This window comes from Lelliottia sp. AC1 (genome assembly GCF_023278595.1).
GTDB classification, from domain to species: Bacteria; Pseudomonadota; Gammaproteobacteria; order Enterobacterales; family Enterobacteriaceae; genus Enterobacter; species Enterobacter nimipressuralis.
On sequence record NZ_CP025699.1, the window covers coordinates 2,867,411 to 2,891,054 of the forward strand.

General features: G+C 57.3%; 20 protein-coding genes. 5 read left to right on the top strand and 15 right to left on the bottom strand.

What is annotated here, in order from left to right; all coding sequences use genetic code 11:
* The first annotated feature begins 182 nt into the window (after positions 1-182).
* Entirely contained in the window at positions 183-914 is a 732-nt protein-coding gene (gene mlrA / locus C0560_RS13630; RefSeq protein ID WP_100779552.1) for an HTH-type transcriptional regulator MlrA, read from the top strand.
* A 78-nt stretch (positions 915-992) separates the two neighbouring features.
* Positions 993-1,106, top strand: coding sequence for a protein YohO (locus tag C0560_RS13635; RefSeq protein ID WP_100779551.1), 114 nt, complete (start codon positions 993-995; stop codon positions 1,104-1,106).
* On the opposite strand, the gene C0560_RS13640 is transcribed toward C0560_RS13635, so the two are convergent.
* From C0560_RS13640 to bglX, 8 genes are all read right to left on the bottom strand, one after another.
* The gene (locus C0560_RS13640; protein ID WP_231276667.1) at positions 1,081-1,818 is read right to left on the bottom strand and encodes an ABC transporter permease; all 738 of its coding nucleotides are present in this window, start codon (positions 1,816-1,818) and stop codon (positions 1,081-1,083) included. The two genes, C0560_RS13635 and C0560_RS13640, sit on opposite strands and share 26 nt — an antisense overlap.
* Positions 1,802-2,752: an ABC transporter ATP-binding protein gene (locus C0560_RS13645; protein WP_248860289.1), complete on the bottom strand. Its 951-nt coding sequence runs from the start codon at positions 2,750-2,752 to the stop codon at positions 1,802-1,804. The genes C0560_RS13640 and C0560_RS13645 overlap by 17 nt, the downstream gene beginning before the upstream one ends.
* Positions 2,745-3,902, bottom strand: a complete 1,158-nt coding sequence (locus C0560_RS13650) for an ABC transporter permease (RefSeq protein WP_102104120.1) — start codon at positions 3,900-3,902, stop codon at positions 2,745-2,747. Before C0560_RS13650 ends, C0560_RS13645 begins: the two co-directional genes overlap by 8 nt.
* Before the next feature lie 12 nt (positions 3,903-3,914).
* The gene (locus tag C0560_RS13655) at positions 3,915-4,832 is read right to left on the bottom strand and encodes an ABC transporter substrate-binding protein (RefSeq protein ID WP_100779547.1); all 918 of its coding nucleotides are present in this window, start codon (positions 4,830-4,832) and stop codon (positions 3,915-3,917) included.
* A 70-nt stretch (positions 4,833-4,902) separates the two neighbouring features.
* Positions 4,903-6,138: an MFS transporter gene (locus tag C0560_RS13660; protein ID WP_123427309.1), complete on the bottom strand. Its 1,236-nt coding sequence runs from the start codon at positions 6,136-6,138 to the stop codon at positions 4,903-4,905.
* On the bottom strand, positions 6,135-7,688 hold the full coding sequence (locus C0560_RS13665; RefSeq protein WP_102104122.1) for an MFS transporter: 1,554 nt from the start codon (positions 7,686-7,688) through the stop codon (positions 6,135-6,137). The genes C0560_RS13660 and C0560_RS13665 overlap by 4 nt, the downstream gene beginning before the upstream one ends.
* A complete protein-coding gene (locus C0560_RS13670) occupies positions 7,685-9,016 on the bottom strand; it encodes a glycoside hydrolase family 28 protein (RefSeq protein ID WP_248858746.1) in 1,332 nt (443 codons plus the stop codon). The genes C0560_RS13665 and C0560_RS13670 overlap by 4 nt, the downstream gene beginning before the upstream one ends.
* Before the next feature lie 304 nt (positions 9,017-9,320).
* On the bottom strand, positions 9,321-11,618 hold the full coding sequence (bglX, locus tag C0560_RS13675) for a beta-glucosidase BglX (RefSeq protein WP_181826579.1): 2,298 nt from the start codon (positions 11,616-11,618) through the stop codon (positions 9,321-9,323).
* A 187-nt stretch (positions 11,619-11,805) separates the two neighbouring features.
* Here bglX and dld point away from each other — a divergent pair, with 187 nt between their 5' ends.
* Together dld and C0560_RS13685 are read left to right on the top strand one after the other, a co-directional pair.
* Positions 11,806-13,563 carry a D-lactate dehydrogenase gene (gene dld / locus C0560_RS13680; protein ID WP_100779542.1) on the top strand — a complete coding sequence of 586 codons (1,758 nt, stop codon included), beginning with the start codon at positions 11,806-11,808 and terminating at the stop codon, positions 13,561-13,563.
* 104 nt (positions 13,564-13,667) lie between these two features.
* Positions 13,668-14,222, top strand: coding sequence for a GNAT family N-acetyltransferase (locus C0560_RS13685; RefSeq protein ID WP_100779541.1), 555 nt, complete (start codon positions 13,668-13,670; stop codon positions 14,220-14,222).
* Between the two features lie 76 nt (positions 14,223-14,298).
* On the opposite strand, the gene pbpG is transcribed toward C0560_RS13685, so the two are convergent.
* The gene (gene pbpG, locus C0560_RS13690; protein WP_100779540.1) at positions 14,299-15,219 is read right to left on the bottom strand and encodes a D-alanyl-D-alanine endopeptidase; all 921 of its coding nucleotides are present in this window, start codon (positions 15,217-15,219) and stop codon (positions 14,299-14,301) included.
* Between the two features lie 166 nt (positions 15,220-15,385).
* Positions 15,386-15,973, bottom strand: coding sequence for a Yip1 family protein (locus tag C0560_RS13695; protein WP_100779539.1), 588 nt, complete (start codon positions 15,971-15,973; stop codon positions 15,386-15,388).
* Positions 15,974-16,147: 174 nt separating this feature from the next.
* Between C0560_RS13695 and C0560_RS13700 the strand changes: the two genes are divergently transcribed.
* Positions 16,148-16,714 carry a DedA family protein gene (locus C0560_RS13700; protein ID WP_181826581.1) on the top strand — a complete coding sequence of 189 codons (567 nt, stop codon included), beginning with the start codon at positions 16,148-16,150 and terminating at the stop codon, positions 16,712-16,714.
* Between the two features lie 5 nt (positions 16,715-16,719).
* On the opposite strand, the gene C0560_RS13705 is transcribed toward C0560_RS13700, so the two are convergent.
* From C0560_RS13705 to licT, 5 genes are all read right to left on the bottom strand, one after another.
* Entirely contained in the window at positions 16,720-17,493 is a 774-nt protein-coding gene (locus C0560_RS13705; RefSeq protein WP_248858747.1) for an SDR family oxidoreductase, read from the bottom strand.
* A 47-nt stretch (positions 17,494-17,540) separates the two neighbouring features.
* Positions 17,541-18,959 carry a multidrug resistance outer membrane protein MdtQ gene (mdtQ, locus tag C0560_RS13710; RefSeq protein WP_248858749.1) on the bottom strand — a complete coding sequence of 473 codons (1,419 nt, stop codon included), beginning with the start codon at positions 18,957-18,959 and terminating at the stop codon, positions 17,541-17,543.
* A gap of 357 nt (positions 18,960-19,316) precedes the next feature.
* The gene (locus C0560_RS13715; RefSeq protein ID WP_248858750.1) at positions 19,317-20,711 is read right to left on the bottom strand and encodes a glycoside hydrolase family 1 protein; all 1,395 of its coding nucleotides are present in this window, start codon (positions 20,709-20,711) and stop codon (positions 19,317-19,319) included.
* Positions 20,712-20,723: 12 nt separating this feature from the next.
* Positions 20,724-22,586, bottom strand: coding sequence for a PTS beta-glucoside transporter subunit IIABC (gene bglF / locus C0560_RS13720; protein ID WP_248858753.1), 1,863 nt, complete (start codon positions 22,584-22,586; stop codon positions 20,724-20,726).
* 137 nt (positions 22,587-22,723) lie between these two features.
* Positions 22,724-23,557 (bottom strand): BglG family transcription antiterminator LicT, encoded by an 834-nt coding sequence (gene licT, locus C0560_RS13725; protein ID WP_248858755.1) that lies wholly within the window; start codon positions 23,555-23,557, stop codon positions 22,724-22,726.
* Positions 23,558-23,644 lie beyond the last annotated feature (87 nt).

Sequence of the window (23,644 nt, forward strand, 5' to 3'; positions counted from 1 at the left end):
ACTGATACACATTAACTTTCTTTGAAGCATTCCAAAAAAGCTGCAATTCGTGCCCGTCATCACATCGTGTAGCGCAAGATATTCCACCCTTCGCATTATTTGTTCAAAAAACGGTCGATTCTTCCTGGTTCGCGAATCAACGACTACAGTTACTCTGGGGATGCGCAAGCCAGGGGGCGAACATGGCGCTTTACACGATAGGTGAAGTGGCACTGCTTTGTGATATCAATCCTGTGACGCTGCGGGCATGGCAGCGGCGGTACGAGCTGCTTAAACCGCAGCGAACGGACGGAGGGCACCGCCTGTTTAACGAGGCGGATATCGATCGCATTCGCGAAATCAAAAGCTGGATCGACAACGGTGTACAGGTCAGTAAGGTCAAATCGCTCTTATGCGAACACGATCCCGACAGCCTGGCCGAGTGGCGCGAACATCAGGAAACCCTGCTTCGGCTGTTGCAGGCCGGTAACTTTCAACGTCTGCGTACCTGGATCAAGGAGCAGGGTCGGGATTATCCCGCCCAGACGTTAATCGCTCATCTGTTTATACCGCTTCGCCGCCGTCTGCAGTCTCAGCAGCCGGCATTACAGACGCTGCTAAGCATGCTGGATGGCGCGTTAATCAATTACATTTCCGTGTGCCTGTCGACGGCACGCAAGAAGAGCGGAAAGGACGCGCTGGTGGTCGGCTGGAATATTCACGACACCACCCGCTTATGGCTCGAAGCCTGGATCGCCACGCAGCAAGGCTGGCGAGTAGACGTGCTGGCACATTCATTAGCGCAGTTTCGCCCGGAGCTTTTCGAAGGGCAAACCCTGCTGGTCTGGTGCGGAGAAATCCCCACTGCCGCCCAACAGCAGCTTCTGAGCGAATGGCGCGAACACGGCTACCCCGTCATTACCCTCGGTCCGTAAATGTCTTAACGGCATTTAATGGTTCATTAACAGGTGTGCTTCACCGTATAATTGGACGGTTAACAAAAGGAGCACATTATGAAGGCAACCAAAGTGGCCGTAATTACCCTCTTCGCCTTAATGGCTATCAGCGGCATTGGCGGCGTTATGCTGGCTGGCTACTCATTTATCGTACGTGGCGGTGTCGGCTGAGATACTGCGCCAGCCGTTCAAATCCGCGATCAACCACGATCGCCGCCAGCGCAACCAGCACCGCGCCCTGCACAATATAAGCCGAGTTAAACCCGCTCAGGCCGATAATGATCGGCGTGCCTAAGGTATTGGCCCCGACCGTTGAGGCAATGGTCGCCGTCCCGATATTAATGATTACCGACGTGCGCACACCTGCCAGAATCACCGGCGCGGCAAGCGGCAGCTCAACTTTACGCAGACGCTGCCCCGCACTCATCCCCATGCCTTCCGCCACGCTGCTCACCGCCGCCGGAACCGCTGTCAGCCCGGCCAGCGTCGCCTGTAAAATCGGCAGGACGCCGTACAGAATCAACGCAATGATCGCCGGTTCCTGACCAAAACCGATCACCGGCACCGCAATCGCCAGCACCGCCACCGGCGGGAACGTCTGCCCGATAGCGGCAATGGTCTCCACCAGCGGGCGAAACTCTCGGCCCGCCGGGCGCGTCACCGCAATCCCGGCCCCGACGCCGATCACAATCGCCACGGCGCTTGAAACCCCCACCAGCCAGAAATGGGCCAGCGTCAGGCTGATAAAACTCTCCTGCAGATAAACGGGGCGCGGAAGGCCTGGAAACAACGCGCCAAACAGCCCGCCGCTGTAGGGCATCAGCCACAGCAGCGCGACAAACAGCAGCACCAGCCACAGGAGCGGATCACGTAGCCATTTCACGTTCCACCTCCCCGGCCAGTAAATCGCGAAAATGCAGGGTGCCGCAGGGCGCGCCCTGCTCATCGACCACCGGTAACACCTCGCACTGCCGCGCGACAAACGCAGAGAGCGCATCGCGCAGGCTCATTTGCGCCTGAAGGGGTTCGCCGTTAACGGCAGGATCTTCGCGGCGCAGATACTCCCCGACCGTGCGCAGCGACAGCAGGCGTACGCCCAGTTCGCTGCGGCCAAAGAATTCGCGCACAAAATCCGTCGCCGGATGGGTTAACAGCTCCAGCGGCGTCCCCTGCTGCACCACTTGGCCGTTGTCCATCAAAACCAGGCGGTCGGCGAGGCGCAGGGCTTCGTCGATATCGTGAGTCACCAGAATAATCGTGCGCCCCAGAATGCGGTGGATACGGGTCATCTCCGTTTGCAGCGCGCTGCGAGTAACCGGGTCCAGCGCGCCAAAAGGCTCATCCATCAGCAGCACTTCAGGATTCGCAGCCAGCGCGCGCGCCACGCCGACGCGCTGCTGTTGCCCGCCGGAAAGCTGATGCGGATAGCGCTCGCGCAGGGCAGGCTCCAGCCCCAGCAGCGCCATCAGTTCGTCCACGCGATCCGCAATCTTCTGCCGCGACCATTTTTGCAGCTGCGGCACGGTGGCGATATTCTGCGCCACCGTCCAGTGCGGGAACAGGCCGATGGACTGAATGGCGTACCCCATCCGGCGGCGCAGTTCCAGCACCGGCAGGCTGCGGATCTCCTCGCCAGCAAAACGAATCAGCCCGCTGTCATGCTCCACCAGCCGGTTGATCATCTTCAGGGTGGTCGATTTTCCCGAGCCGGAAGTGCCGATCAGCACCGAAAAGGCCCCTTCTTCAAAACGCAGATTCAGGTTGCTGACAGCCATCTGCCCGGCAAATTTTTTGTTCACATCGTGAAATTCAATCATCATTTTTCCCCTTCAGCAGGGCCAGCCACAGGGCAAAAAGCGCATCCACCACCACCGCCAGCGCGATAGTAGGAATCACACCGAGTAAGACCAAATCCAGCGCGCTGCTCAGCAGGCCCTGGAATACCAGTGCCCCAAAGCCGCCAGCGCCGATCAGCGCCGCAATCACCGCCATGCCGACGGTTTGCACTGCCACCACCCGCAGGCTACGCAGCAGCAGCGGCAGTGCCAGCGGCAGCTGGATTTTCCAGAATCGCTGGCGAGCGCTCATCCCCATCGCGCTGGCGCTCTCCAGCACTTCAGGGGAAACCTGGCTTAGCCCCGCCAGCACGCCGCGCGCCAGAGGCAGCAGCGCGTACAGCACCAGCGCGATCAGCGCGGGCGTCAGTCCGGTTCCGGCGATACCGAGCGAGGCGAGCGCAGGAAAGCTTTTCACCAGCCCGGCGAGCGGCGCGATCAGCAAGCCGAACAGCGCCACGGAAGGGATTGTCTGAATCACGTTCAGCACGGTAAATACCGGCCCCTGACGCGTGGGGTGGCGGTAGCACCACAGGCCGATGGGTACGCCGATAAGCAGCGCAGGCACCAGCGTGCCAAACAGGATCGTCAGATGTTGCAACAGCGCATCGTTAAAAATCTCCTGGCGGTTAGCGTACTCTTTGAGCAGAGAAAGGGTATTCAGTTCGCCGCTGAACAGCAGCGCCAGCGGCAGAACCCAAATCTGCGCGTGGAGCAGCCAGCGCCAGAGCGGGTGTTGCGTCAGACGGCGGATCGCGTCGCTACAGGCGAGCAGGCACAGGGCCATCCACAGCCACAGCCCGCTGCCTGCCGAGGTGCGCGCCAGCGGCGTTTCGGCGGTGGCGAGATGCGTCGCCGCCTGCCCGGCACTCCAGGTCAGCAGCACAACTAACGCTTCGCAGAGGATCAGCGTGAAAATGAGCGGCAAGCGCCCACGGCAAAACGCCAGCACTGCAGCCAGTAGAAGGGACAGGGCCAGCAGGAGGGGCGAAAACGCCCACACCTGCCAGACGGACAGCCCCTCGCCGGACACCAGCCGATTAGGGGCAAAATTCACAAACGGAAGCGCGCACGCCGCCAGCGCGACAAACGCGAGCAGCAGCAGTACGCGGTTATGACAGGTTATCGGCACAGCATTATCCTGTTACTTCACAAGTCCTTTTTGCTTCAGATAATCTGCCGCCACTTTTTTGGCATCCAGCCCTTCCACCGCAATGCTCGCATTGAGCTGTTGCAGGGTTTTCTCATCGAGAGTTTCAAACACCGGCTTTAGCCAGTCGCCGATCTGCGGATAGGCTTTCAGCACCGCTTCACGCACCACAGGCGTAGGGGCATAGATCGGCTGAACGCCTTTCGGATCGGTCAGGGTTTGCAGACCGAGCGCCGCCACCGGGCCGTCAGTGCCGTAGGCCATCGCCGCATTTACGCCGGAGGTTTTCTGAGCGGCAGCTTTGATCGTCACCGCCGTATCACCGCCCGCGAGCGACAGCAGCTGGCTCTGGTCGAGTTTAAAATCGTAGGCTTTTTCAAAGGCCGGAAGCGCGTCCGGACGTTCGATAAATTCCGCCGAGGCCGCCAGTTTGAAATCGCCCTTCTCTTTCAGATAGCGACTCAGATCGTCAAGAGAGGTCAGTTTGCCTTTCTCAGCGATATCCTTGCGCACGGCGATGGTCCAGGTGTTGTTGGCGGGCGCAGGGGTCAGCCAGATCAGTTTGTTCTGTTCGGCGTCGAGTTTTTTCACTTTCTCGTAGCCTGCGCTGGCATTTTTCCACGCCGCATCGTTTTCATCTTTAAAGAAAAACGCGCCATTACCGGTGTATTCTGGGTAGATATCCAGCTCGCCGGAGGTGATGGCCCCGCGCACCACGGGCGTGGTACCCAGCTGGACTTTATTCACTGTTTTCACCCCGTGGCTTTCCAGCACCTGCAGGATGATATTGCCGAGCAACGCCCCTTCCGTATCGATCTTAGACCCCACCTTTACCGGCTCTGCCGCCTGTAAAGGCAGGCTCAGCGCCGCCAGTAACGCCGCTGAACCCCATATCCCCTTTGTGATTGTCATTCTGCTTTCCTCATTAATTTGCCGCCTTTATCAGGGGCTTGAGAGAAAAGCGTAGCCTAAAATTGAGGAATCATCCTTCTTCCGGCAACCTCAGCGGAACGGTCAGCAGGCTGGCGGCAAAATAGAGCAGCGCGATCACCCACAACGTCCCCTCCACGCCAAACGGCGAAACGCAGAGCGTGACGATAAGTGGACCGGCGAAATTGCTCAGCCCCGACCCGAGATTCAGGCAGGAGATGGCAGCGCCTTTGTTCTCCGGCAGCAGGGACGGGATCAGCGCGCTCAGCGGGCCAAAGGCACCCAGCCCGATGGCGTACAGGGCCAGAGCCAGAAACAGCGCCGTTTGGCTGTCACCAAACAGTACCGGCGCGTAGCACACCGCCAGCATCGCCAGGCCGCAGAGGGTGCCGGAGAACCAGACCACCGTCTTGCGCCAGCCGATGGTATCGCCGAGCCAGCCGAAGAAGTAGTTAGCGAAGATATTGACCACGTTCACCAGCCCCCAGATTGTCAACCACTCGGCGATGCTAAATCCGAAACGCGGCAGGTAGACCGGCATCAGGATCACCAGCGAAAACTTGCCGATATCGTTGATGGTTTTGACGATCACCGCCAGACGCATTTTCGGCTCACGCACCAGCACCATCATCCCTTCGGCAAAGGCCGCGCCGAGATGGCCGTTGCTTTGCACGAGCGGGCGATCGCGGTTGAGCACCAGCGCGCAGAATGCGCCGAGTGCCACAAAGATAAACCCGCTCAGCAGCGTCGAGGTTTCGCCGATCAGGGGCAGCATCAGGCTTGAGTACCACGGCCCGACGATGGTCATGCCCACCCCAAACGCAATCCAGAACCAGGAGACGGCGCGCCCGAGTATACCTGGCTCGCAGCGCTGGTTAATCCACACCAGAAACGAATAGGCGAACAGCGGATACGCCACACCGCGCAGGGCGTAGCTCGCCACCATCAGAGGATAATTCCCCTGCGGCAGCGCGTAAGCGATAAAGGGAATTGAGCCGATAAAGTAGAACAGCGTCGCCGCCCACATCAGGCGGCGCAGGCCAAGTACGCCCGCGCCTATTCCGGAAAACCACGATACCGCCGCGACACACAGCCCAAACACCGATGACAGCAGGCTGATGTGCATGGCATCAAAACCGCGATGCTGAAGCATCGACGCCAGCCAGCTTTGCTCGATGGTGGCGCCGGTGATAAACAGGAAAATCCCGACAAAGCCCCAGCACAGTTCACGAGGCAATCCCAGCCGGGCCCACAGGCCCTGCTGGATAAATACGCTCTGCTCCGTCATGCCATTTTGTCTCGCAGTGCGCGCACATTCATGCGTTTACGATTCAAATAGCCGACGCTGTTTTCCCCCCAGCAGTGGTCGTACGGCATACCGGTCAGGCTTTCGATCACCGCTTTGTTTTCCGCGCTGACGGTCGCCTTGCTGCCGCCCTGTTTCAGACGCGCCACTTCTTCGTTCAGAATCGCGTGGGTACGGCTGTTGACCTTAAACTGGAACGCCGACCAGATCCCCCACAGCGTCAGTGCGACCGGCAGCACAATCATGATGATTAAAATCATGTTGATGGCCGACTGCGGCTGGGCATTTTGTCCGGAGACAAACCCGGACATCTGCAGGGCCACGCCGACGAGGAAAATCGACAGGGCCTGCGACGCCTTACGCAGCAGGCTCATAAAGCCCGCGAAAATCCCCTCGCGACGACGGCAGGTGAGGATCTCATCCACGTCGGCGACAAAGGTATAGTTATTCCACGGAATAGCGTAGATACCGCCGCGCGCCAGCCCGGCGACCGCCGCACCGACGTACAGCAGGGTCATCCCGCCGGTGCCGCTGAAGTACGCGGACACAAACAGGGCAAACGCCACCAGCGCCATCGTGGCCTGGGTCGCAAAGGCGCGCGACGGGGAGTAGCGCAGGGTCAGCCAGGTGGCAATCCCGACGCCAAAGAACTGCAGACCGTTTACGACGCCCAGCAGATTGGAGGCCATCACAGACGAGGTCATCAGGGCGAAGACCACAAAGTAGGTAAAGACCGAGTTGAAAATGTCCTGCGCCACCGAGCCGCCGAGATACATCCCCAGATGCGAGCGGAACGTTTTGATTTTTAACGTTGAGACGAAATCGTAATAGATATGGTATGCGCGCGTGGCGAACGGCTCTTTTTCGTCGTCTTCGTCGTGGTGCTCATTCTGCTGGATCTCTTCCAGCGAGCGCTCCCAGGTGCCGAAATAGACAAAGAACAGCACAATCATAAAGGAGACGGTGAAAATCGCCCCGGTATAGAAGAAGGAGTCGGAAGAGTCCGGGCCGAAGTACGCCACCAGACGCCCCGGCAGGAACGCCGCCGCAAATCCCGCGAGCTGGGCGATATACATACGTGCGCTGGTCAGTTTTGAGCGCTTTTTGAAATCCGACGTCATCTCAGCCGAGAGCGTGTCGTACGGAATAATGATCATGGTGTAGACGATTTCAAACAGGATGTAGAACAGCAGGTACATCCAGTAGTTGAACCCTTCCACCCACAGCAGGCTGTAGACCGACACCAGCGGAATACTGGCCAGCAGGAAGAAACGGCGACGGCCAAAGCGGCGCCCCAGGCGCGTTTTGTGGAAGTTATCAGAAACGTAGCCGATCACCGGACACATGATCACATCAACAATTCTCGCCACCGCAAACAGGGACCCGGCCTGGATCGGCGTCAGGCCACAAAAGGTGGTTAAGAAAAACAGCAGCCAGGCGCTGACCAGGGTAAAGGCCCCCGAGCCAATCACATCCGCCAGCCCGTAGCACACGTAGTTCCGCAGCTTTATTTCCCGCACTTTTTTGATCATTTTGCACTCCGGATTTTTTCAGTATCCCAGCCCGCAGGCAGCGGCGACGGGCGCGTAATGGTGATGGCATGCAGATGCAACCCTTCGACGCCGCAGGCGTAAAGGGCCGGCAGCCCGTGCGGATATAACTCCACGCCGTGAGCGCGCCCGGTTTGCGTATTCACGCGATAGGCGTTGTCCAGCCCCATTCCGGTCGGGCGCTCTGGGTTACACGGCGGGCGCACGTCGTAGCAGCCCTGTTCATCGGATCGGGAGGCAAGCTGGCTGAACGCCAGGCCGTTGAAGGTGATATCGCGGATCGCACCGGGCGTTTCGCTGTGCAGATTTATCGCCCCCTCCCCCGTCCCGTTCAGGCCCGAGAAGGTGATCTGGCTGATCGTGCCTGGCGTGATGTCCGGCGCGCGATGACGCACGGAGATAAATACCGGGTCGGCTTTGCCCCAGTGACACGGATGGCCGTGGCGGCAGTCGAAGAGAATGTTGTTAAAGCTCATCTTGCTGAAATGGCCGCCGTCGCGGGAGATCAGGCCGATGCCGCGGTTGGAGTCGAAAATCACGCAGTTGGTGACCGCCAGATGGGTGATGTCAGCGAAGGTTTCGGTCCCGACTTTAATTGCGCAGCTTTTGGAGCGAATGATGCAGTTACTGATTGTGACGTTGTCGATCGGCTGCTGGAGTTCGGGCGCTTTGGCCGTGGTCTTCAGACAGATGCCGTCGTCGGCGGCGCTGAAGTAGCTGTCGCTGATGAGCACATGCTGGCAGCTGTCGATGTCCAGCGCGTCGGTGTTAGCCAGCGCCAGATCGTTATCAATGGTGATATTGCGGATGAAAACATGGTTGCAGCTCACCAGATGCGCGGTCCACATCGGCGAGTCGCACAGGGTGATATCCGTCAGGCGTACCTGTTCGCACCCTTCCAGCACCAGCAGGCGTGGGCGCTGGGGTTTCGGCTGGCGATAGCCCTGGTCATCCGTCTCTGCGGCAAACCAGGCCGTGGCGTTGCCGTCGATGCAGCCCGCGCCGCTGAGCGTCAGGTTGCGCGCATCGCGGGCGTAGATGAGTGCCATGCGCGACAGCTCGGCTGTACTTTGGGTTTCTGCAGCGTGGTAATCATCCACATTCTGGCTGGCGAGCAGGCGCGCGCCCGCTTCCAGATGCAGGGTGAAATTCGACGGCAGCACCAGCGTTCCGGTCAGGTAGATGCCTGGCGTGACCACCAGCATGCCTCCTCCGTTCACGGCAAGCGTATCGATGAGTTCCTGCAGCGCGGTGGTGACGGGGGTCAACCCGCTTCGATCGAGGGAGATGTTTTCTAATGAGAGCTTCATGTGATTACCTGTCAGCTGTGATGTGACAGGCATTACACGGCTTTTCTGCGGCGTGTTTGTGGCGTGTTTACCGGGCTTTTTCGCGAAGAGTGAAGAGAGTCACGCCTGCCGGGTGTGGCGGGAGTGAGTTTTGATCGTCCTCACGATTTCATGTGTGGGATAAAAATGAACTGTGAAAAAGGTCACATTTGACGGCGAGTAAGTGACGAGAAAAGAGGGAAGCAAAGCAATCAGGCAGGAAAGGCGTGAAACCTTGCGGGATACGTCACGAAACCCGCACAACGGCGGGTTTCGTCTCTTGTCGTTAAAGCAGGTCGAACTCGCCTTTATTCACTCGCGCAGAGTCCACGCCGATAAAGACGTTAAACTTCCCTGGTTCCGCGTCATATTTCATCTGCTGATTCCAGAACTTCAGCGCATCGACGTCAATCGGGAAGCTCACAGTTTTGGTCTCACCCGGCTTCAGGTCAACCTTCTCGAAGCCGCGCAGCTGTTTCACCGGGCGGCTCATGGAGGCCGTTACATCCTGCACGTACATCTGAATGACCGTGGCACCGTCACGTTTACCGGTGTTGGTCACGTCCACGCTGGCGGTGACTTTGCCGTCACGCTTCAGGGTGGGTGCAGACATTTTCACGTCAGAAACCTTGAAGGTGGTGTAGCTCAGCCCATAACCAAACGGATAAAGCGGGCCGTTAGCTTCATCGAAATAGCGTGAGGTGTACTTGTTCGGCTTATCGGCGTTGTACGGGCGACCGGTATTCAGGTGGCTGTAGTAAACCGGAATTTGGCCGACAGAGCGCGGGAAGGACATCGGCAGTTTGCCAGACGGGTTGTAATCACCAAACAGCACATCGGCAATGGCGTTTCCGCCCTCGGTCCCGGCGAACCAGGTTTCGAGCAGCGCATCAGCCTGCTGATCCTCTTTCACCAGCGCCAGCGGGCGGCCGTTCATCAGCACCAGCACCAGCGGTTTACCCGTCGCTTTCAGTGCGCTGATCAGATCGCGCTGGCTCTGCGGGAGGGTGATATCGGTACGGCTCGACGCTTCATGGGCCATGCCCTGCGCTTCACCGACGACCGCCACCACCACATCAGCCTGTTTCGCCGCGTTGACCGCTTCGTCGATCATCTCTTTCGCCGAACGCGGATCAACCTTCACCGCCTCTTCGTACTGGTTCAGGAAGGTGACGATATCGTTGTCGTTAGTGACGTTAGCGCCTTTGGCGTAAATCACTTTGCCCTTTTCGCCCAGCGCATTTTTGATCCCCGTGAGCACGGTGACGGACTGATCGGCCACGCCCGCAGCGGACCAACTGCCCATCACGTCACGCTTGCTGTCGGCCAGTGGGCCAACCACGGCGAGGGTGCCGGATTTTTTCAGCGGCAGCGTTTCGAGACGGTTTTTCAGCAGCACGAGACTTTCGCGCGCCACTTCACGGGCCTCTTTACGATGCAGACGGCTTTCGGCATTGGTATCCGCCGGGTCGGACTCTTTCGGCCCTAAGTGGCTGTACGGATCGTTAAACAGCCCCATGTCATATTTCACGTTCAGCACATGGCGGGTGGCGTCGTCCAGCTCTGCCATGGTCACTTTGCCGGTTTTCACCAGGTCAGGCAGGTATTTGCTGTAATACTCGTCGCTCATGCTCATGTTGATACCGGCTTTGAGCGCCACGCGCACGGCGTCTTCCGGATCGGAGGCGGTGCCGTGTTTGATCAGCTCTTTAATCGCGCCGTGATCGGACACGGTAATGCCTTTGAAGCCCCACTGATCGCGTAGTACGTCTTTCAGCAGCCAGGAATCGGAGGTCGCCGGGGTGCCGTTGAGGGAGTTCAGGGCCACCATCACCGCGCCGCTGCCTGCATCCAGCCCGGCTTTGTACGGCGGCATGTAGTCGTTGAACAGGCGCTGCGAGCTCATGTCAACGGTGTTGTACTCTTTCCCGCCCTCTACCGCGCCGTAGGCGGCAAAGTGTTTGACGCTGGTCATCACCGAGTAACGATCCGCCGGGCTTTTGCCCTGCATCGCTTCGACCATGGTTTTGCCGAGGGTGGCGGTTAAATAGGTGTCTTCACCAAAGCCCTCTGAGGCGCGGCCCCAGCGCGGATCGCGCGAGACGTCGACCATCGGCGCCCAGGTCATGTTCAGACCGTCGTCGGCGGCTTCATAGGCCGAAATACGCCCGACGGTTCTGACCGCATCCAGGTTAAAGGATGAGGCTAAACCGAGGCTAATCGGGAAGACGGTACGCTGGCCGTGGACCACATCGTAGGCGAAGAAAAGCGGAATTTTCAGGCGGCTGAGCTGCATCACCTGGTCCTGCATTTTGCGGATATCTTCGCGGGTGACGGTGTTAAAAATCGCCCCGACCTGGCTCTCCTTGATCATCTCGCGGATCGCCTCTTTCGGGTTATCCGGCCCGACGCTGATGAGACGCAGCTGGCCGATTTTTTCATCGACCGTCATTTTAGTGAGCAAGTCCGTGACGAAGGCGTCGCGGGCTTCCGGGGTTAATGGGTGGTTGCCAAACAGATCTTCAGCCAGCGCGGGTTGCAGCGCCAGGCTTACTGCGACAGCTACAGAACAAAGCCATTTCATGTGTTGTACTCTCTCATCATCAACCGCCGGAAAACTCGGCCAGACCGTGCGAAAAGCGCAGTGTGCCACAAACCCTTTCAACCTTGCAGGGTTATTCTCTGATTTTTCTCATGAATACTTGTTCGCTTAACAGTTAATCGCGCTATGCTTTACAGCGAGAAATTTGCCCCACCACAAGGAGTGGAAGATGACTTCTGTTCGCACACAAAATAACAACACTTTTATTAACGAACTGTCTCGCCTGGTCGGTCACTCACACCTGCTGACGGACCCTGAAAAAACCGCCCGCTATCGCAAGGGCTTCCGTTCCGGCCAGGGTGAAGCGCTGGCGGTAGTCTTCCCCGGCACGCTGCTGGAGCTGTGGCGTGTACTGAGCGCCTGCGTCAACGCCGACAAAATCATTCTGATGCAGGCGGCCAATACCGGCCTGACGGAAGGCTCGACGCCAAACGGCAATGATTACGACCGGGATATCGTCATTATCAGCACCCTGCGTCTCGATAAACTGCATCTGCTGGACAAAGGTGAGCAGGTGCTGGCCTATCCTGGCACGACCCTTTATTCGCTGGAAAAAGCGCTCAAGCCGCTGGGTCGCGAGCCGCACTCGGTGATTGGCTCCTCCTGCATTGGCGCGTCGGTGATCGGCGGGATCTGCAACAACTCCGGCGGGTCGCTGGTGCAGCGCGGCCCGGCGTATACGGAAATGTCCCTGTTTGCACGCATTGATGAGAACGGAAAATTACAGCTGGTGAATCATCTGGGGATCAACCTGGGTGTCACGCCTGAGCAGATCCTGAGCAAGCTCGACGACGAGCGCGTGAACGACGCTGACGTGCAGCACGATGGCCGTCACGCCCACGATCACGATTACGTCGAACGCGTGCGCGACATTGAAGCCGATACCCCGGCGCGCTATAACGCCGATCCGGATCGTCTGTTTGAATCTTCCGGCTGCGCGGGCAAACTGGCGGTGTTTGCCGTACGTCTGGACACCTTCCCGGCGCAGAAAAATCAGCAGGTCTTTTATATCGGTACCAACCAGCCGGAGGTGCTGACCGAGATCCGTCGTCATATTCTGGGCGAGTTCACAAATCTGCCGGTCGCGGGTGAGTACATGCATCGCGATATTTACGATATCGCCGAGCGCTACGGCAAAGACACCTTCCTGATGATCGATAAGCTCGGCACCGACAAAATGCCATTCTTCTTTACGATGAAAGGCCGCGCCGACGCCATGCTTGGCAAAGTGTCCCTGTTCAAACCGCACTTCACCGATCGCTTTATGCAGAAGCTGGGCACGGCTTTCCCGGCGCACCTGCCGCCGCGCATGAAGAGCTGGCGCGATAAGTACGAACACCACCTGCTGCTGAAAATGTCGGGCGACGGGATTGCCGAGGCGCAAACCTGGCTGGCGGAATACTTTAAAACAGCCGAGGGCGATTTCTTTGCCTGTACGCCGGAAGAAGGCAACAAGGCGTTCTTACACCGCTTCGCCGCGGCGGGCGCCGCGATTCGCTATCAGGCGGTTCACGCCGACGAAGTGGAAGATATTCTGGCGCTGGATATCGCCCTGCGACGTAACGATACGGAGTGGTTTGAACACCTGCCGCCGGAAATCGACAGTAAGCTGGTGCATAAGCTCTACTACGGCCACTTTATGTGCCACGTTTTCCACCAGGATTACATCGTCAAAAAAGGCGTTGATGCGCATGCCCTGAAGGAGCAGATGCTCGAACTGCTGCGCGCGCGCGGGGCACAATACCCTGCCGAACATAACGTCGGGCACCTGTATGAAGCGCCAGAAACGCTTAAACGTTTTTATCGCGAGAATGACCCGACAAACAGCATGAATCCCGGCATTGGTAAGACGACGAAGCATAAATACTGGAAAGAAGCGGTACAGACAGAGCGCGACGAGACGCAACCCTCTGATCAAACACTATAGCCACACTGAAATTATTGTTAAGCCAGTAACAATCGTACTAGAGTAATCTCACCCCGCCGGAGAACCGCTTCTCCGGCTTTTTTTTCCTGAGGAGTCCGCCCATCATGTCGGCCGTTGATATCCTGTCCGCTTCCGAAGTCGAGGTGCGCGACGCCCAACCTGACGACGTACATGCCATTGCCGCGATCTACGCCTGGCATGTGCTTAACGGGCGTGCATCGTTTGAAGAAGTTCCCCCCACCATCGAAGAGATGCGCCAGCGCATGAGCACGATTGCCGCCGACGGGTTGCCGTGGCTGGTGGCGCTCTATCGCGGCGTGGTGGTGGGATACTGCTATGCGGCGCTGTATCGCGCGCGCCCTGCCTATCGCTATACGCTTGAAGAGTCGATCTATGTGGATGCCAGCGCCACCGGACGTGGTTTTGGCAGCTCGCTGATGGATGCCCTGATTGAACGTTGTGAGCAGGGTCCGTGGCGGCAGATGATTGCCGTGGTCGGCGACGGGCACAACAATGCCGGCTCAATCCGGCTGCATAAAAAGCATGGATTCGAGGTGGCCGGGCAGTTAAGAAGCGTGGGCTATAAGAAGGGAAACTGGCGGGATACGCTGATTATGCAGCGCCCCCTGAACGACGGTGACTGGACGCTGCCGGAGTAATTCGCGAGGCAAAACGTTTTGCCGGGCGGCACTGCGCCTGCCCGGCCTGCAAACCGTGGATTCACTTGCCACGCGCTCAGTCGTTCTGTGCGGTTTCCATCTGCGCCGCTTTTTGCTTTTTATAGCTCAGCGCTGCCGCCGGAACTGGCATCACTTTCCCGGTTTCAATCCAGGTACGCAAACGGCTGGCATCAGCAAAGTGAGTGTATTTGCCAAACGCATCCATCACCACCAGCGCCACCGGTTTGCCGTTAAACACGGTACGCATCACCAGACAGTGACCAGCCGCATTGGTAAAGCCGGTTTTCGTCAGCTGGATATTCCAGTTTTCGCGATACACCAGATGGTTAGTATTGCGGAACGGTAAGGTGTACGCCGGATTCGCAAAGGTCGCCATCTCTTCACGCGTGGTACTCAGCTGACCGATTAGCGGGTACTGTTTGCTGGCGATCAGCAGGTGGGTCAGGTCGCGTGCGGTGGAGACATTGTGAATCGACAGCCCGGTTGGCTCGACAAAACGGGTGTTGGTCATGCCCAGGGATTTGGCTTTGGCATTCATCGCACGGATAAATGCGTTGTATCCGCCCGGATAATGGTGCGCGAGGCTCGCGGCCGCCCGGTTTTCCGAAGACATCAGCGCCAGCAGCAGCATATTTTTACGGCTGATTTCGCTGTTCAGACGCACGCGGGAGTAAATCCCTTTCATCTCTGGCGTCTGGCTGATATCGACTTTCAGTTTCTCATCCAGCGGCAGTCGTGCATCGAGCACCACCATCGCGGTCATTAATTTGGTAATCGACGCGATCGGACGCACCAGATCCGGGTGACTGGAATAGATCACCTTGTTGGTATTCAGATCGACAATCATCGCGCTTCCGGAGGCGATTTCCGGCTGGGCGGCAGTGGTCACTGCGGTTGTTTTGGCAATCGCTGGCGCGGCAACGGGCACAGCCAGGATCAGCGCAAGGCTAAGTAAAGAAACTCGGAATTTCAGCATGGTGAGACTTCTGATAATTATTCATGCACGTGATGACGTACGCCTCCCGTTACAACGAGCGAAACAGGCTGGCAAAGGCATCATAGCTGCCCTGGTGAGTTGTCGCCAGCGGAGAATCGTGAACAGATGCTGCATTGCTGGCATTTACGCCAGCAATGCATTTACCTCAGAAGAGACGATAGCCGTAGCCCCACAGGATCACCGTGAGCGCCAGCAGCGCCTCCAGCACCAGCACGCCAATCGCGAGAGTTGAACTGGAGAAACTTAAGCCTTCTTCTTTGTTAATGTTGAGGAAGGTCGGAATCCCCACGTACAGCAGATAGCCGGTGTAAAACAGCGCGATGGTACCCACCAGCGCACACAGCCAGACCAGCGGATAGAGCGCCACGATGCCGCTCATAAACAACGGTGTTGCCACGTATCCGGCAAAAACCATGCACAGGGTGAGCGAGGGACGCTGAGGATAGTTTCGCGCCATCCAGTAGATCACCCGCCCCATCACCGCCACACCTGCCAGCATTAAACCGTAGAAGACCACCGCCAGCGCCAGCCCCGTCATCCATGAGAGCGTCACGACGTTGCCATCGCCAAAATTCCAGCCGATTTGTGTTGTGCCAATAAACGCGCAGATCACCGGTACGGCAGCCATGAGCAGGACATGGTGCGTGTAGTGATGCGCGACCGTTTCGTTCTCGCTTCTGATGACATGCATCTCACGATCGGGATGGGAAAACAGCCCCCAGACATGGTTCATACAGCCCCCTCATTGTCGGCCCGCAAGGCGATACTGTAAGTATAATGCAGCTTTAGATTATTTTATGAACAGCGGCAAAATTGCCGCTTCGGGGAAATCGTCCTGGTTGCCACACCATTGATTCACAGGGTGTATGCTTAAGGAAGGTTTACACAGGGAGACACCGCTGAACTCATGGATATCAATAGTCTGATTGAACAGTATGGATATGCGGCGCTGGTGATAGGGAGCGTGGCGGAAGGGGAAACCATCACCCTGCTTGGCGGGGTGGCCGCACATCAGGGGCTGCTTCGTTTCCCGCTGGTGGTCGCCGCGGTAGCGCTGGGTGGGATGATTGGCGATCAGTTGCTCTATCTGCTGGGATTGCGCTTTGGCCCCACGCTGCTCAAACGTTTTGCCCGGCATCAGAAAAAAATCAACCGCGCGCAGCGGCTGATTCAGCGTCACCCCTATCTGTTTGTGATCGGTACCCGGTTTATGTACGGCTTTCGCATTATCGGCCCGCTGCTAATTGGCGCCAGCCGCCTGCCGCCGAAAATCTTTCTGCCGCTAAACATCATTGGTGCCATCGCCTGGGCGCTGATATTCACTTCGCTCGGCTATGTGGGCGGCGAAGTGATTGGCCCCTGGCTGCACAACCTCGACCAGCATCTGAAGCACTGGATCTGGCTGATACTGGTGGTGGCAGGCGTCATTATCTGGCGACTGTGGCGCAAGCATCGGGAAAATAATCGCGACTAGCGTCGTTATTCCGCCGGTTTAAACTGCGGATTCGCCAGCATAAAGCCACCGTCGACAATAAACGATTGCCCCGTGGTGTAGCTGGCATCCGTGTCACACAGCCACGCGACAAGGCTTGCGATCTCATGGGTTTGCCCAGGCCGACCGAGGGGGATCTCGGGCATGGAGCCTTCTTCGACTTCGCTGTCATCCATGCCGTTCATCGGCGTGGCGATAGCGCCAGGGGCAACCGCATTGACCAGGATTTTGTGCTGCACCAGCTCAAGGGCCATCGATTTTGTCAGGCCGCCCAGCGCATGTTTCGCTGCGGTGTAGGCGCTGGCCTCCGGTAGCGGGGTGTGCTCATGCACCGAGGTAATATTCACAATCCGTCCACCCTGCCCCTGCTTCACCATCTGCCGGGCGGCAAGTTGTGAGCAGAGAAACGCGCCATCCACATCCACGGTAAAAATCCCGCGCCAGTCGTCAAACGTCATATCAAGAAACAGGGCTTTGGCCATGGCGCCAGCGTTGTTGACTAGCGCATCCAGCCGACCAAAGCGGGCGATAAGCGTCTCAATGGCTTTCGCCCCCTCGGGCAGGTGGCTGAGATCCAGCTGTATCGCCTCGGCGCGACGCCCCAGGGCTTCGATTTCACGACAGGTCTGGAGTGCCCCCTCCTCATCCGAATGCCAGGTCACGCCAATATCAAACCCGTGCTCTGCCAGAAGTAGCGCCGTTGTTTTACCGATTCCGGAATCTGATGCCGTAACAATGGCCACGCGCTGAACTGATGCCATACCTACCTCCGCCATAACGCAAAAAGGTAAGTATAGATAACGTCCTGTTAACCGTGGTGATACCCGCCGCCCAGGGCAGAGGTCAGCTGCAGGGTGGCGTCCACATATTGCCCCTGAAGCGTCAGACTCGCGATGTGCTCCTGCAACGCCGGAATTTTCGCTTCGCTCACGCGTGAGCCGGCGATGATCCCCGCATGAAAACGGGCCTGCGCCTGGGCCACCACCCGTGCGGTATCGGCTTCAACCTGCTGCTGTTGCTGATTTTTGTTCATCAGCGTCTCCACTTCGCTGGCCGTGCGCGCCACCTGATTCACTGCATCGACCACCGCTTTGTTGTAGTTCGCGACGGACAGATTGCTCTGTGCCTGGGCGATGTCGAGATTCGCATTGAGGCGACCGCTGTCGAAGATCGGCAGCGTCAGTCCGGCAGTGACCCCCATCTGCTGGGCCGATGAGCGGAATAGATCGCTTAAATGCAGGGCGTCCTGTTGCAGAAAAGCCATCAGATTAACGTCCGGATAAAACGCGGCTTTCGCGGCATCCACGTCATTCATGGACGCTTCAATGTACCAGTGCGCCTCCTGAAGATCGGGACGACGGGCCAGCAGGTCGTAGCCCAGCGTCGGCGGCAGCGAAGCGTCGATTTTCGGCAGCGCGTGCGGTGTGAGCGTCACTGACGTGGTATTGGTCAGCGCCTGCAACCGCGCCTCAATGGCTTTCATTTTGCCACTGACTTCCGCCCTCTGCTCCTGCGTTTTGCTGGCGTTGATATCGGTGAGGACACCTTCTACGGAGGAGGTAATGCCGTGCTGGTAGAGTTCACGATCGACGGCAATAATCGACTCTTGTTCCTGTTTGATGTCCGTCAGCACATGACCAATTTCGGCCTGCGTTTGCCACTCCCAGTACAGGCGCGCCACGCTGCTGGCGAGGAGCTGGCGGGTCTGTTCCATCTCCGCTTTCTGCGCATTGACCTTGCCGATCCGGGCCTCGACCTGGGAGCGGTTTTTACCCCACAGATCCAGATCCCATCCCGCCGTCAGACCGAAGGTGCCGTTGGTGTACCACGGCCCGGTGGTGCCCGCCGCAGGATCGGTCTCGGCGAACGGTCCCATCAGCCCTTCTGCCGACATTTTTTGCCGCTCGGCGTCCGCCGAAAAATCAATCTGCGGGCCGCCCGCAGCCACAGCCATTTTGGCCTGGGCTTCCGCGAGGGCGATACGCTGGTGGGCAATCTGCATATCCGGCGCATCGGCCAGCGCTTTGGCAATCAGGGCGTTCAGCTCCGGGTCGTGGAACTCTTTCCACCACTCATTTTTCGGCCACTGGGTGTGGGCCAGCTGAGTGTTGATTTTCGCCACGGGAGCCTGCTGATGCAGAGACGCCGCCGTGTCGTGGCCCGGCGCACAGGCCACCAGCAATAAAGAGAGAGGTAAGCTAAAAGGGAAAATAATTGAACGTTTCATTACGCCATTCACGCAAAAAAGAAAGGGGCAAATTACGCCTGCTGCTTTACTTTTTTTTAGTAACGCGTGGCAACCCTTACTTTGTCATACATTCATACACTCAGAAAAATATTCTCCTTACGAATTATATAATTACATTCATTCACAGCACTTATTGATTAAGCATTTGATGCGGCTGCTACACTTAAATAGACGTAAGCCCAATGGCAAAGTTGAAGGAGAAGGGAATGAAAATATTACTGTGGGTTATTTTGATTATTTTCTTAATTGGTTTACTGGTGGTGACGGGCGTATTTAAAATGATTTTCTGATGATTTGCCCGACCGATTTTTGCCGGTCGGGCAAAGCGTGGTGCCATTATGCTTTTAGCGAAGCGCCTTTGGTCGAAATGACCTCTTTGTACCAGTAGAAGCTTTTCTTACGGCTGCGGGCCAGCGTGCCATTACCGCTGTCGTCGCGATCGACGTAAATAAAGCCGTAGCGTTTGGACAACTCAGCTTTCGACGCGCTCACCAGATCGATAGGTCCCCAACTGGTGTAACCCATCACCTCTACGCCGTCTTCCATTGCTTCACGCACCTGCACCAGATGATCGTTCAGATAGGCAATACGGTAGTCATCCTGCACGACACCGTCGGCATCGGGTTTATCTTTCGCGCCCAGACCATTTTCGACAATAAACAGCGGCTTCTGATAGCGATCCCACAGCACATTCAGCAGAGTACGTAGGCCGACCGGGTCAATCTGCCAGCCCCACTCTGAGCTTGCGAGATGCGGGTTTGGCACCATGCTTAAAATGTTGCCGCGCGCCTGCTGATTTAACTCTTCATCCGTGGTCACACAACCGGTCATGTAATAGCTGAAGGAGATAAAGTCTACGGTCGATTTCAGCGCCTCGCGATCGGCATCGGTTACGTCAAGCTGGATACCGTTATCGCGGAAGAAACGCAACATGTAGCCCGGATAAGCGCCACGGCACTGCACATCACCGAAGAACTGCCATGCACGGTTCTCCTGCAATGCTTCCAGCACATCGTCCGGCTTACAGGTCAGCGGATAGACCAGCCCTCCCAGCAGCATATTGCCAATTTTGCCTTCCGGGACAATCTCATGACAGGCGTTCACCGCCAATGCGCTGGCCACCAGCTGATGATGGATTGCCTGATAGACTTCCGCTTTACTGCTGGTTTCCGGCAGGCCGACGCCCGTCATTGGCGCATGCAAAGACATATTGATTTCGTTAAATGTCAGCCACAGCTTCACCTTCTCTTTGTAGCGGGTAAACACCGTGCGCGCATACCGCTCGAAGAAACCAATCACCTGACGGCTGCCCCAGCCACCATACTGTTTCACCAGGCCCCACGGCATCTCATAGTGCGATAGCGTTACCAGCGGAGTGATGTTGTGCGCGGCCAGTTCGTCAAACAGTTTGTCGTAAAACGCCAGACCCGCTTCATTCGGCTGCTGCTCATCCCCGTTCGGGAAAATACGCGTCCAGGCGATAGAGACACGCAGGCAGCTAAATCCCATTTCAGCAAACAGCTTAATATCGTCCGGGTAGCGATGATAAAAATCGATCGCCACATCCTTAATTCCGCTGTCGCCCGGTACGCGCTCTACCACCGGGCCAAATACCCCTTTCGGCTGGACGTCCGACGTTGACAGGCCTTTGCCATCTTCAAGGTAAGCGCCTTCTACCTGGTTGGCAGCAACCGCGCCGCCCCATAAAAATGTATCCGGGAAAGTTTTCATCACGTTCTCCTGTTATTGATGGCTGACGGTCAGCAGCGGCGAACCGGCGTTGACGGCGCTGGCCGCCACGGTGATCACCTCTGCATAACTGTCGCTGTTACTGATAATAATCGGGGTGGCCAAATCGTATCCGGCGTCAAGAATGGCCTGTCTGTCGAATTCCAGCAGCAGATCGCCAGGCTTCACTTTATCGCCCACGTTCACGTGAGCGGTGAAATGCTTGCCGTCGAGCTTGACGGTGTCGATACCGACGTGGATCAGCACTTCAATGCCGCTGTCGCTTAGCAGGCCAATCGCGTGTTTGGTCTGGAATAGCGAGGCAACCTCACCCGCAAACGGGGCGAAAACGTGGTTGTCAGACGGGATAATGGCCGCGCCGTGACCGAGAAGACCGCTCGCGAAGGTGGCATCCGGCACCTGACTCAGGGCCAGCACCGTTCCGCTCATTGGCGAAAGTACATCGTCTTCACCTGCGGTGACCGTGACTGGCGTCGTCTCAACTGCGCGCCCCGGCATCCCTGCAACCAGCGTCAGCACGCAACTCAACATCAGAGCAACCACAGTTCCAATAATGCCCCCCCACAGCGAAGCATCAATGCCACCCGGCGGGATCATCTGCGCAATGGTAAAGATATTGGCGAACCCAAAGGAGTAAACATAGGCCTGGCTCAGGCCCACGATGGCCCCGCCAATCGACCCGGCCACGCAGCCAAAGATGAACGGACGACGCAGCGGCAAGTTCACGCCATACACCGCAGGCTCAGTGATGCCAAAAATCCCCGCTGTTACCGATGAGCCCGCCAGCATTTTCAGACGCGCATCGCGCGTGCGCAGGAAGACCCCCAGCGCGGCACCCACCTGCCCCATCACCGCAGGCAGCAGCATCGGCAACATTGAGTCATGCCCCAGTACCGCCAGGTTATTGATCATCAGCGGCACCAGCCCCCAGTGCAGGCCGAAGATCACGCACACCTGCCACAGCGCACCCATCGCTGCGCCCGCCAGCCACGGGGCCAGGACATAAATCACCTGATATCCGTTAGCCAGCAGCTGGCTCAGCCAGGTCGCTACCGGCCCAATCACCAGGAAGGTCAGCGGGACGGTGACCGCTAAACAGATCAGCGGCGTAAAGAAGTTTTTCATCGACGACGGCAGCAGTTTGCCGCTCTTTTTTTCCAGCCAGCAGCTGACCCACGCCGCGAGAATAATCGGAATAACCGATGCGCTGTAGTTGAACCAGGTGACCGGAATACCGAGAAACGCGTCCGCTACGGCCCCGGTTTGTTGGCTGGCCTCAAACGCCTGAATCATCATCGGATGGGTCAGCGCGCCACCGATGACCATGGTGATAAACGGATTGCCGCCAAATTTCTTCCCGGCCGTGTAGCCCAGCACCAGCGGAAAGAAGAAGAATAAGGCATCGCTTGCCGCAAACCAGATTTTGTAGGTTCCGCTGTCGGGGCTGAGCCAGCCGCAAACCACGGCCAGCGCCAGCAATCCTTTCAAAATACCGGATGCCGCCAGGATGCCAATAAACGGGGTAAAGATGCCGGAGACCACGTCAATCAAGCGCCCGAGAAGATGACTATTGTCTCCGTTCTCGTCTGCTGCCACTGGCGTATCGTCATGCAAACCCGCTTCAGCACGTACCGCTTTCCAGACATCATTCACATGGTTTCCAATCACCACCTGAAACTGCCCGCCGCTTTCAACGACCATGATCACGCCCAGATTTTTCTTCAGCCCTTCGGCATCCGCTTTTTGATTTTCTTTCAGTTTGAAGCGAAGCCGGGTGGCACAATGGACCAGACTGATGATGTTCTCTTTGCCCCCTACGTGGCCGAGAATATCCTTCGCCAAAGCTTGATATTCCATCTCGATTTCCTTTCTTCGATGCCCGCAGGCATCTGGTGACTGAGTTTAAAAATAAAAAAAACCCGAGAACGGCATCTCTTCAGATGCCGCGCTCAGGTTTTGCCTGCGTTATGCAGTAACAATCCAGATTTTGGAGCTTAACGCCCCTCTTTTCTCACTCGCTCAATATGAATGGTGAGAAACATAATTTCTTCCGTCGTCAGCTCGCGCTGATAACTTTTCTGCAGATACTGCGCGATTTTCTCGGCGCAAATCCAGGCTTTCGCGTAGTTATCTTTTACCGCCGTATGCAGCGTCACATCGTCATCTTCCACCACGGTGCGGGTCAGCATCCGTTGAGCAAAGAACTTCAGGTGGGTGACAAAGCGCTGATAGCTGAGCGACTCTTCGTCATATTCCAGCTGAAGCTGATACTTCACCAGCTGCAGAATCTCCTGCATAACGCGGGTGACGTGCATCACTTCAGGCATTTCGCTGTTCAGTTGCGCCGTGACCAGGTGAAGCGCGATAAACCCCGCCTCATCTTCGGCAAGCTCCACCCCCAGCCTGCTGGCGATAATCGCCCTTGCTTCCTGCCCCAGCTCAAACTCCTTCGGGTACAGACGTTTGATCTCCCACAACAGCACGTTTTTGATCGCCAGGCCTTTCTTTTGCCGCTCGATGGCAAAATGGCAGTGGTCGGTCAACGTGATGTAGAGAGTGTCCTGCAATTTCCCCAGCCGCTGCGCCGCCAGCCCAATAATGCGGTCGCAGGTGGTCATTACCTCAAGCGGGATCTGACTGAGTAATTCCCCCAATCGACGCGCCAGCTCATCGCTTTGCAGTGCGAAAACCTTTTCCACTTTCTCAGCGTCAAGATCGTCACCGATGCGTTTCTGGAAGGCCAGCCCGCGCCCCATCACGACCTGTTCGCGCATGTGCTCATCCAGAACAACCACCACATTATTATTGAGAATTTTGGCGATTTTCATCAGAACCCCAGAAACAAAAAAACCTGACCTCCGGCAGATGCCAGAAAATCAGGTTTTGCCTGCCGCAGCAGTAACAATCCAGTTTTT

What these genes read in the sequence shown, in the direction of transcription:
- bglX (WP_181826579.1), bottom strand. Translation starts at nt 11,618, where the DNA reads ATGAAATGGCTTTGTTCTGTAGCTGTCGCAGTAAGCCTGGCGCTGCAA.
- C0560_RS13685 (WP_100779541.1), top strand. Translation starts at nt 13,668, where the DNA reads ATGTCGGCCGTTGATATCCTGTCCGCTTCCGAAGTCGAGGTGCGCGAC.
- mdtQ (WP_248858749.1), bottom strand. Translation starts at nt 18,959, where the DNA reads ATGAAACGTTCAATTATTTTCCCTTTTAGCTTACCTCTCTCTTTATTG.
- C0560_RS13655 (WP_100779547.1), bottom strand. Translation starts at nt 4,832, where the DNA reads ATGACAATCACAAAGGGGATATGGGGTTCAGCGGCGTTACTGGCGGCG.
- licT (WP_248858755.1), bottom strand. Translation starts at nt 23,557, where the DNA reads ATGAAAATCGCCAAAATTCTCAATAATAATGTGGTGGTTGTTCTGGAT.
- C0560_RS13670 (WP_248858746.1), bottom strand. Translation starts at nt 9,016, where the DNA reads ATGAAGCTCTCATTAGAAAACATCTCCCTCGATCGAAGCGGGTTGACC.
- mlrA (WP_100779552.1), top strand. Translation starts at nt 183, where the DNA reads ATGGCGCTTTACACGATAGGTGAAGTGGCACTGCTTTGTGATATCAAT.
- C0560_RS13705 (WP_248858747.1), bottom strand. Translation starts at nt 17,493, where the DNA reads ATGGCATCAGTTCAGCGCGTGGCCATTGTTACGGCATCAGATTCCGGA.
- C0560_RS13695 (WP_100779539.1), bottom strand. Translation starts at nt 15,973, where the DNA reads ATGAACCATGTCTGGGGGCTGTTTTCCCATCCCGATCGTGAGATGCAT.
- C0560_RS13660 (WP_123427309.1), bottom strand. Translation starts at nt 6,138, where the DNA reads ATGACGGAGCAGAGCGTATTTATCCAGCAGGGCCTGTGGGCCCGGCTG.
- C0560_RS13700 (WP_181826581.1), top strand. Translation starts at nt 16,148, where the DNA reads ATGGATATCAATAGTCTGATTGAACAGTATGGATATGCGGCGCTGGTG.
- C0560_RS13715 (WP_248858750.1), bottom strand. Translation starts at nt 20,711, where the DNA reads ATGAAAACTTTCCCGGATACATTTTTATGGGGCGGCGCGGTTGCTGCC.
- bglF (WP_248858753.1), bottom strand. Translation starts at nt 22,586, where the DNA reads ATGGAATATCAAGCTTTGGCGAAGGATATTCTCGGCCACGTAGGGGGC.
- pbpG (WP_100779540.1), bottom strand. Translation starts at nt 15,219, where the DNA reads ATGCTGAAATTCCGAGTTTCTTTACTTAGCCTTGCGCTGATCCTGGCT.
- C0560_RS13665 (WP_102104122.1), bottom strand. Translation starts at nt 7,688, where the DNA reads ATGATCAAAAAAGTGCGGGAAATAAAGCTGCGGAACTACGTGTGCTAC.
- C0560_RS13635 (WP_100779551.1), top strand. Translation starts at nt 993, where the DNA reads ATGAAGGCAACCAAAGTGGCCGTAATTACCCTCTTCGCCTTAATGGCT.
- dld (WP_100779542.1), top strand. Translation starts at nt 11,806, where the DNA reads ATGACTTCTGTTCGCACACAAAATAACAACACTTTTATTAACGAACTG.
- C0560_RS13645 (WP_248860289.1), bottom strand. Translation starts at nt 2,752, where the DNA reads ATGATTGAATTTCACGATGTGAACAAAAAATTTGCCGGGCAGATGGCT.